Source organism: Frankia sp. CcMO1 (assembly GCF_977945845.1).
On record NZ_CDWTMG010000168.1, the window covers coordinates 1 to 10,759 of the forward strand.

Consider the following 10,759-nt stretch of genomic DNA (forward strand, 5'->3'; position numbering starts at 1 on the left):
GACCGGGCCGGGTGCAGAAGTCCGGCACCGGACCGCGGAGCCACCACGAGCGGGCCGAGCACCCAGCGCGCGGCGGATCCCAGCGCTGCCACCCACCGCGCGGCGAGCGGTGACCGGCGCCGGGTGTCCGGCATCCACGGCAGCGGGAGCGAGGACCGTCCACGGCGGCCGGAGCCGCCACGTGCGGTTGCCGGGATCGGCCCGCCCCGCCGTGGTAGGCCTCTGTCGCCGCGAGCGTCCCCAGCGGCTTCCGCCTCCCGCTCGGCTGCCGTCTCGCCCAGGAGCTCCTGGAGCGACCGGGGTTGCCGGAGCGGCCGGGAGCCGGCGGTGGCGCTGTCCCCGACGTGAAGCGGCGCCGGCCAGCGGATCCCGGAGGCCGGGCCCTGCCAGCCCTGCTCCGCGGTGGTGGCGATGGTGCCGGCCTTGTCGCGCTGCAGATCCGGATCGACGGCGACGGCTGCGGCCACGGCCTCCGGGGTGGTGAGCGCCCGCGCCAGTTCGACGCCCAGCGGGACGGGAGCAGCGCCGTCCCCGCGCACCAGCAGCCAGCCACCCCGCGCGGCGGACGGGCCCACCACCGACGGCCCCGCCACGGGTTGCTCCGCGCGCACCGAGCGGTCCGTGCCGAACACGACCTGCCCCGCCGTGGCGACCACGGGCTGCCCGGTCACGGCGGCGAGGAGCCGGGCCACCCCGAGGCCGCCGGACGACGCCAGCACGACCGGGCCGCGTTCCCGGCCGCGGCCGCCTCTGGCCAGCGCGGCCGCCACCGGTGCGGCCTCGACCGGGGCGTCGTGCAGCACCAGCCGGCCGTCGGTGGTCACCCGGCCGCTCAGCACCGTCCAGCCGGTGAACGCGGGCAGCAACTGGGCGGCCGCGGCGAGCTCCGCCTCGGCCCGGGCGTCCGGTCCCGGCGCGGACGGCGGCAGGTGCCAGCCGCTCATCGTCGCCTCACCGTCCGGGTGGGCGATGCGCAGTGCGCGGGCCTGCGCCCAGGACAGGCCCACCACGACGGCGTCGTCGGCGCGCACGTCCGCCCGCGAGTCGCTGGTCGCGCCGGCGGTGTCGAGCATCCGCGCGTCCAGGGTGCCGGCCCACTCGTTGCGGGTGCCGACGGTGGCCGACAGCAGCAGGTCACCGCTCACGTAGAGCATCGGAGCCACTCGCACGACCACTGCGATGTCGCCGGTGTCGTCCTGATGTTTCCAGGCCGATCCCTCGCTGCGCGCGCGCGTGCCGACGGCGCCGCCGGTCAGGGTCACCACGTGCGAGATGCTCCCGCCGAGCGCGGCTCCGGTGACGCCCGCATTGCCGAAGGTGCCCGTGGTCTCCTCGCCCTCGACACGGACCGAGATCGGCAACCGGGCCCGGATGGTCGGCGCCCAGCTGAGCGGCCGGGCGCCGGCCAGCGACCCGCGCACGTTCAGGTGCGCGGCGGTGTCCGCGCCGACGCCGGCGACGTGCCCGAGCGGCGTCCGGATGCCGTCGCCCACGAGGAGGTCGTCGAACCGCCCGCCCAGGTGCACCCCGGAGACGGCATTGCGCAGCGCCTGGGTGACGGCGGTTCCGGTGCGCAGCGTCCGGGCGACGGGTCCGCCACGAGCGAGCAGGTCGCCGGCGAGCCGGTCCGCCACCCGGTCCAGCACGTGCGGAGCGACCGAGTACAGGCCGATCTCGCCCTGCTCGAAGGCGTCCGGGGTGACGGTCAGCGCGGCCCCTCGCATCCGGTCGGCCGCCGCGGCGTCCAGGGAGGCGACGGCCGGTTCGGCGGGGGTTCGGCTCGTCAGCGGTTCGGGCACCGCTATCCGGATCGTGGTGGAGACCCGGCGAGAGCCGCGCAACGCCCGCTCCAGCCCCACACCGCCCGCGAGCACCTGGCCGACCGGCTGAGCCAGGCCGAGAGAACTGCTCAGCATCTCGGCGACCCACCGTGCCCCGGTCACCGGGGCACTGAGCACGCTCGCCCACGGCGTCAGCCGGTTGCCGGTGTAGAGCCGGAGGTCGAGGTCCACGTCCGTCTCGTAGACCCGGTGCGGGACCTGCATCGCCATGCTGGCCCACATGCCACTGACCGGAGCGAACTCCTGGCCGAAACCTTCGCCCGCGGTGCTCCGCCGCGTGAAAGTCACGTCGGCGATGACAGCGCCGACGGGGGTGGGCACGGCCAGGGACAGGCCCGACCCCGCTGCGGTGGTCGTGCTGCCGGACATGCCGACCTTGCGGCTCTCCTGGCTGATCCGCAGGAAGTGCCGTTGCAGTTCGGCGTCGTTCGGCTCGATCCGACCCACCGGGCGGGGCTCCCCCACCAGGCGCGCGGACATCGCGAGGAATCCGGTCTTGAGCTGACCAGCCTGCTGCACGGCCCCGAGGGGGAACGCCACACCGCCCGAAACCGCCTGCGGCATCAGCGCCGACAGAGACTGCATCATCAGGCCCTGGCGAAGCCCCTGTCCCAGCTTCGCGTAGCGAACGGTCCGCTCGAGCGCCTCGGGAGCGGCGGACTGCGACGACGCCGCGGCGAGCGAGCCGGCGAGCGCCGCGACGAACGAGCTGTCGGCCAGGAAGCGGCGCCCGCTCGATCGCTCCTCCAGCAGCGACAGCGCGGCGTCCAGCACCGGCTCGCCGAGCAGCTCGACCGTCTCGTCGTGGAACGAGTCCAGCGGCAGGTAGAACCCGTTCGCCCGCAGGGCGGTCGCGGTGGGCGGGCCGGCCGGTGGCCGCCCCGTTCCGGACGACGCCGGCAGGGTGGCCGGGGTCGCGGCCAGGCCGCGCAGCGGGTGGCTCTCCCGCGGGACGAGCACCGAGGCTCCGTCGGGGACGAGGAAGCGCGTGGACGTCGCCCGCGCCCCCTGCAGGGCGCCGTAGGACGTCGGCTGGAACGTGACCGCCCACTCCACACCACGGGAGTGCACGTCCATCGGCCGCCCGGCCCACTCGATCCGCTCGCCGACACGGTCGAGCAGGAGTTCACGGTCGGTGATCTCCCGGTTGGAGGTGACCGTGGCGTTGGCGGCACCCTGACCGCTGAGCGCGTGCTGCGAGTCCCCGCCGGAGGCGACGGGGCCGGCGACGATCGAGCCGCCGGTCCTGGCAGACAACGGCATCGACCGCAGGGTGTAACTCTCGAGGATGAGCCAGGCCTGGGTCTCGTCGAAGTACTTCATCCGGACGCCGTCGGCGCTCGACGTCACGACCGCCCCCTGCTCCGGGACGACCATCCGGGGCGAGACGACCAGCACCCCGGTCGCCACGCCGTCCTGCCCGGAGTACAGCGTGGCCCGGAACCCCTTGTCGAACAGCAGTTGGCGCAGCCGGATGCGCAGCGGACCCGGGTCGAGCGCGGCCTGCAGCTCGGTCACCGACTCGTGAGCGGTCAGGCCCCGCTGGCCCGCACCGGCGTGAGCGAGCACGTCCTGGACGGCGGACAGCAGCGGCCCGGTCCGTAGTTCCAGGATCCGCTCCTGCTGCGAGAACCGGACCGGCCGCCACCCGGGCGACCCGCTCGGGACAGGCTGTCGTGGCGCAAGCTGCGCCGGCACGGGCGACCGGGCCGGGGCCGCCGCCACGGGCAGGGCCATGCCGGCGGGTGCCTGCACGCGCACCGTCCCCGGCCACCACTCGGTCCGGGAGCGGACCGTGGTCCCCGCCGACGGCACCGTGTTCAGGCCGCGCGCCGGAACGTGCTCCACGGAGTCGGCCGAGCCCGACTCCGGCAGGGCGTCCCACGCCACCGGCACCCCCTGCTGCGGTCTCCCGGGCTGCGGCGGGCCGGCCCACGCGGGCCGGGCGCGCTTGGCGGCCACGTCGATCCGGGGTCCGGTCCGGTCCCGGGCGGCGAGGTCGGTGTCGGCGGCCAGCCGTGACCGGGCCGGGAAGGGCCCGGCGGCGACCGCCCCGGGGTCGCTGATCCGGGCGTTCAGCTCCAGTACGTAGCGGACCTCGGCCTCGAACGCGTCGGTCGGTCCCTCGTACTTCAGGTGCGGGTCGAGGCCGACCCACGGCCCGGTCAGGCTCTTCGCCACGCGGGTGTAGCCCACCGTGCCGCCCGCGAACAGCGTCGGAGCGAGGGAGCCGCCGGTGTCACCGATACCGGCCAGGCCCAGCACTCCCGTGGCCGCGCCGGCGATCGCGCGCGAGACCTCACGCGCCCCCATGTTGACCTGCCACTGCTCGGCGCCGTACTCCAGCTCGGCCTTGGTGTACCCGCCTACGTGGCGCGCCGTCCCGGGCACGATCTCGACCCGGACCCGGCCTTCGACCACCAGGTGGGGAGCGACCCGCCCGACCAGTTGCTCCGCTGCGTCGATGGTCAAGGGCTGGACCACCGGCGGCAGCGGCATTCCGTGCTGGATCAGGGATTCCTGGAACGAACGCATCGCCCCCGGCGATCCGACGTGCTCCTTCGCGAACGCCAGCTTCGACCAGAACTGCGTAGGCACGGCGGACAGGTCCAACCCGCGCTCCCGAAGGGCCCGCGCGGCGAGCTCCCGGGCCGTGGCCTCGATCCGCGCCCCGACCTCGCCGACGCCGCTGAGTCCGTCGACGTGCGTCCCGGCCAGGCCGGTGCCCTGCGCGAGCGGCGCGGGAGGTCGCAGCGAGCCTGGCGGCACCTGCTCGGTGCGCAGCTCGACCAGGTCCGGGGCGGCCCGGCCGAGCGATTCGGCCGCCCGGGTGTCAGCGCGGCGGACCTCGGGGAGGACGGCCTCCGGTGTCGCACCCAGATGCTCGAGCAGCCGAGGAAGGTCGGGCTCCGGGACTCGCAGGACGATCTGGCCGTCGGCGGTCACCGTCCCGCCCCGCGCCGGCTTCGCCCCGGCGGCGCGGTGGTCACCGAAGACGGTCAGTTCCGCCGTCCACCGCACGCCGAGGCGCACGCGGCGGGACGGCACGTGCGGCATGATCTTGGACTTCTCGTAGGTGACGGCGCCGCTGACGTCCACTCCGGCCTGTCCAGCCGAGAGGGACACGGACAGCTCCAGCCCGCTGCCGACCGAGATCGGCGGTTGCCCCGCGCCGTCGACGACCTGACCGACGTTCCTGCGGCCGAGCGCCGCGTACACGCTCGCCCCGGCGTTCGTCGACGGGTTGACGACGCCGATGTCGAGCAGGCCGTGCTGGACCTTCTCGGTCATCTCCAGGTTGTTGTCCCCCGGCACCAGGTCGAGCACGTCGATGCTGACCGGGGTCGCGGACACCCGGACGTTCCCCGAGTCCACCCCCCTCATCAGCCGGGACTGCCCGGTCACCCCCCGGGAACCCGGCAGCCGGGGAGCGTCCCGGACCCGGGGGTCGATGCCCTGGTCGCCGTCGGCGAGCTCGAACCGGATCGAGCTCACGCCGGTCCCCGCGTTGCGCAGGTAGCGGATGAAGTGTGCCTCGTGCACGACGTTCTCGACGGCCCAACGTGCCGTGCTGCGCGGGTCCACGACCCAGGCGGGGCCCAGGTCGGCCGCCATCGCCCGCAGCACTCTCGGGTAGAGGTCCCCGAGGCCGACCGACTCGGAGACCATCTGCATGGCCGAGAACACGTCCCGGGCCCGCGCCTCGTCGACCGTCACCGGGGCGGGCACCGATTCCACCACCTGTCCGGCCGGGCGGGTCATCTCCACCGGCAGCCGGTAGGCCAGCCGCACCGGAACGCTGACCGGCACCGTGCCGGACGCCGCGCCGGCATGGTGCCTGCGCCACACCGGGCGCACCGAGAGCTCCAGCCGCGCGGGCGCGTCGAACGCCGCCCACCGGCCACTCCCGCGGAACCCCGCGACGTCACTGCGGTTCGAGTAGTTCAGTGACGACCACGTCGACGAGATGGCGCCACCGGCGGCCGCACGCCCGGTCACGCTCGCGGTGAGCTGCCGCGAATCCGGCAGCAGCCCGATCCCGAGGGAGAGGGTGCCGCTCGCCGAGACCGAACCTGTCCAGCTGCGGCTGGCCTCGCCCCTCTGGTCGTAGTCGAACCACCAGGCCTCGGAGACGCCGGCGTCCCGGTGGTCGGGAATCTCCACCGAGGACGGGACCAGTGACGCCATCCCGGCGCCGTCGCGCAGGGCCAGCCGGACAGTGAGGAGCTGCGGCCCACCTGCGGCCTCGACCACGACGTCGACCCCCCGCCACAGACGCCGGGCGTCCATGGTGCTGGTCGCGTCCGCGGGGGTCCACCTGCGGTCGAGCTGTTCCAGCGCGGCGGACAGCGCCTCGGGGGTCACGCCGGTCACGCCTGTGGCGGCCAGCGCGCGGGCCAGCGCGGCACGCATGCCGAGCTTGTCGGTCATCGCCGCGACCGTGGACCGGCCACCGGCCGCGGTCGCGTCCGGGGCGGCCCCGGTGGGTGCGACGCCCCGCCCCTCGGTGGCGTTGCCGGCGTCGGCCGGGTCGGGCCGGACCTCCATCAGGTGCCCGACCCCCCAGCCACCGGCGTCCAGCCCTTCGTTGACGGGCACCCGACCGGTCAGCCCCGACCGCAGGACCCCGTTCCGCTGCCCGATCCGATCGGCCCAGAAGGATCCCGCCTGCTCCGTCGTGAGTACTCCTGACGTGGGCCGCGGAGGGCCGGCGGGCGGCGTCGCGGCGGCCGTCATCCGCTCCAGTTCCTGCCGGAGGTCCGCCTCCTGCCGCGTCAGGGCGTCCGGCGGCAGCAGCGCGGGGTGGCTGATGGCCAGTTCCGCCACCAGCGTGCGCGGCAGGGTGGCGTGCAGCCCCGCCGGGACGCTCGCCTCGGCGATCGCACCGCCCGCGGTGACGAACCGGTACCTGACGTCGAGGGCGTAGTGGAGCCGGTCGTGTCCAGCGTTCGCCGCGGGGACGCCGCCCTCGATGTCCAACCCCACCGTGATCGCGCCCCGGCGGACCGGGACCCAGAGTTCGTGCCGCAGCAGTGCCGGGAGATTGGCCCGCAGGTTGTCGCCGCTCAGCGCCTGGGCAAGCATCATCCCGTCGCTCGCCGCCCGCCCGAGCGCCGCCGGGGGAACCGGCCGGGTCACCGGGCCCTCGCGCGTGAGGGCCCGCAGGGTGGACGGGGAGATCGAGCCGAGCACGCCCGCGATGGCCATCGGCCCCTGCAACCCCAGGAGGCGCGCATCCTGCACGTGCTCGCGCAGCGCCTCGTTCAGCGGACTGCGCCCGAGGGACATCCCCGGGGGCGTCCTCGGGCGCAGCCGAACCGGCACCGGACCGGCCGGCGTCGGGTCGTCCACGGCCGGGTCGTCCAGGGCCGGGTCGGCCGGCGTCCGGTCGCCCGGGGTTCCCGGGGTTCCCGGGGTTCCCGGGGTTCCCGGGGTTCCCGGGGTTCCCGGGGTTCCCGGGGTTCCCGGGGTCTCCGGCACGCGGGAGCCGTCGTCCGCGCCGATCGGCCGACCCCGCGGCGTTCCGGCGTCGGTTGGCGACATCTCGGCGGGGACGGCGGGGACGGCGACCGGAGCTGTCAGATGATCGGGAACCAGCAGGTGGACCCGTCCCGCCACGGTGAAGTCCGCGAGGGGCGCCGATCCACGCGGGAACGACCCCTCCCAGGTGCGGGCCGCCGCCCGTCCGGTCAGGCGGTTCAGCACCCTGCCCAGCCCGACGGGCAACAACCCCTGACGACCTTGACCCGCGGGACGATCCCCGAACAGTTCGACCCGGAACTGGACGGGGTGCTCGAACTCCTGCGCCCCCTCGCTGCTGATGCTGTGGCGGATCTCCTGCAGCCCGGCGGCTACCGACCGCTCGGCAGCCGCCGGCTCGGCGCTCGGCGACACCGCGACATCCGCTCGCTGCCGCACGTACTCCCCAGGCCCGGCGGTCGCGGTCACCCGGATCCCGATCCGCTCCGACACGGCACCGGAGTCCGGGCGCCGGCCCAGCATCGCGAGGTCGACCACCCGAACCACACCGTGTCCGCCGGTGAGCTGAGCGAAGCCCGCCTTGAGCGCCCCCGGGCCGAATCCGGCGCGGAGCACCTCGGTCAGCGGCGAGGGCACGTCCTTCAACCGCGGCGGCAGGAAACGCGCATCGACCAGGGAGTCGAGCACACGGTCGACGAGGCCACCGTCCTGGAGCCGCTCGACGTGGCCCGCGTGCAGCGCCAGCAGCGGATCCATGTACTCGCGCCGCCCCTGGCCCGAGGACTCGGCCTGGCTCGCAGGCTCGGGCCGGCCCGAAGACTCGGCCGCGGATGCCGCACCGGACGGCGACTCGCCACCGGTCGCCGTCTCCGGCAGGGCCAGGCCGAGATCCTGGGCACGCTGCCGGGCGATGGTCAGCTCGACCCCGCCCAGGATCGTCACCGGCTCGAGGGTGGCCACCTGCCAACCCGTTCCACGCTGACGCCAGATCGAAACGTCGTACTGCGCATGGCCCCGGTACCGCAGGCTGGGGCCGGAGTAGTTGCCGCGCACTCCGTCCTGGTCGGACGGCACCCCCTCGGCGACACCTTCCAACTGCGGAGCCAGCACCTGCTGCCGGATGCGCACTATCTGCGACCACGGATCCCGCGGCCCCACCGGGACGACCACGCCGTCCGGAGAGGTCAGGTCGCCGTACCGGGCCGCCAGCCGTTGCGAGGTCACCGCCTCGCGCAGCGCGGCCGGGAAGCGGGCCTCGTCGGCGGCGGGCTGCCGGCCGTTCAGCTTGGCCAGGCCTTGCTCGATCTCGCGCGCCACCGTCCCGACGGACAGCAGCTCGGCACGGATCCCGGAGATCCCCTCCTGGTTGATCTCCACCTGGGGCGGGTTCCACCGCCCTGGCGCCTCACCGAGGGTCAGCTCGACCCGCGCCCCCCTGGCGTCGGCGGGCCCGGCCGGCGCGACGGCCTCGCCGACGTCGACGCGCCCCGCGGAGTCGACCCGGCGGCCGATCAGCGCGGCGTCCGTGGCGGGGTGGCTGGGGTCGGGAAGGTGATCGGCGGGCACCGACACCGAGGTCGTCGCCACGTCGACCCGGCCAGTACCGGTCCGCTGCTCCGAGTTCGGGCCGAACACCACCTGGCTCAGGCCGCCGCGCGAGCGCAGGTGCAGTTCCTGGACCGAGCTGACGTAGCGCGTTTCGTAGTCGAACCGCGCCTCGCTCCGGCGGACACCGTCCGGACCACCCGCCTCCGGGCCCATGGCCTCGCGCAGGGCGCCGAGCTGAGCCTCGACACGCACCACGATCCGCCGGTTCCCGATCTGGTGCTCCAGCCGGACGCCACCCTCCAGCAGACTGGAGAAGCGGGAGGCCAGCGCCGGGGCGCCGTAGCTACCGTCCAGCCTGCCGGCCAACTCGGGGGTCATGGACGCACCGAGCCGGGTGAGCCGTGACTCCACCTCGCTCCGGATCCACCGGTGAATCTCGCCCGCCACCGGGACGTCACGCACCACGCCTGCACCGAGCCCGGTGCGGGTGGCCAGCGAGTACGGCTCCTGCGGTGGGTGCGATGGCTGCGCCACGACCGACGGCTGGACCGACGGCTCGGCCGAAGGATCGCCACCCGTCGTGCCCGGCGTCCCCTCCGCGGCGGACGCGACCGGCACGGACCACGTCGGCCCTACCGGGACCTGCGTGCCCACGGGAGGCGTTTGCCCGGCCTGCGGTTCCGGAGTCAGCACCGGCTCGGTCGTCGGCTCGGTCGTCGGCTCGGTCGTCGGCTCGGTCGTCGGCTCGGTCGTGGGCTCGGTCGTGGGTTCCGCGCTCGGCTGAGAGTCACGATCCGCGGCGAAGGCATCGGGGTTCTGGCGAACAGGTTCCGCGTCCGGTGTCGAGCTCCCCTGCACCGCCTTCTCGAACTGCGCCGCACTGTCTTCCGGCACCGCCAGTTCCACCGACGTCGTGGTGCTGACTGCGGGCAGCTGCTCGCCCTGGACCACCGGCCGGACCTCTACCTCCACCTCGGCTCGGTAGCGCGTCGGCTCCGGTTGAGTCGTGTCGGTGCCGACTCGTTCCGGCGTCGCAGGCTGCTGGCCGCGAACCGGTGGAGCTTCAGGACCCCCGGTGGACTCGACGTGAACAGGCGCAACGGTGAGCACGACCGGCGCGACGTTGCGCAGGTGCGCGGCGACGAGGAGGTACCCGTCGAACGAACCGACGCTGAACGGATCGGTAGCCCACGAACCGCCCAGCCAAACCTTCCCGTTGGACGTGAACTCCTTCTCCGCGAACACTTCCCGTGCTGCGGCTTCGACGAAGCCACGCCGGGTGTCCGGTGGCATGCCGGACTCCACGAGCTGCCGGTCGAGGGCGGACACCAGCGGCGCGGTGTCGGCACCCGTCACCGTGAAGTCGACGTCGTTGATCGCCTCCGGGCGGGCGACCTCCAGCGCCCCTCCCATCTGGTCCGCTGCGGCCGGGACGGCGTCGGGGGGCAGCGCGATGCGGAGCTGTGGTGGCGGGACCACGTCCAAGGGGTGTGACCGGCCGTCGATCGACGCCGACAGCAGGGCGGTGGCGTGGTACCGGACCTGGCCGACGGTGGCCTGGCCTTCGCCGGCCTGGGGGGTGGTCGGGGTGGTGCTGGTCGGGGTGGTGATGGTCGGAGTGGTGCTGGTCGGAGTGGTGCTGGTCGGGCTGGTGCTGGTCGGGCTGGTGCTGGTCGGGCTGGTGCTGGTCGGGCTGGTGGTGGGTTCGGTGACCGGGGTCAGGTCGGTCAGGGCACCGGACAGGTGGATGACCGAGTCCCCGGCCGTGAACGTCAGACCGGAGTCCAGCAGTGTCGCCCAGTCCGCAGCAGCCGGTTGCTGTTCCGGCGGCAGGGACTCCACGGCGCGTTCCGGACGGCCCGCCACCAGCAGGTCGGTCAGCCGCTGCC

General features: G+C 74.6%; 1 pseudogene. It reads right to left on the bottom strand.

Going from position 1 to position 10,759, the window contains the following annotated elements:
• Positions 1-10,759: pseudogene (locus tag AC08OU_RS17590) on the bottom strand (hypothetical protein); the annotation flags it as partial.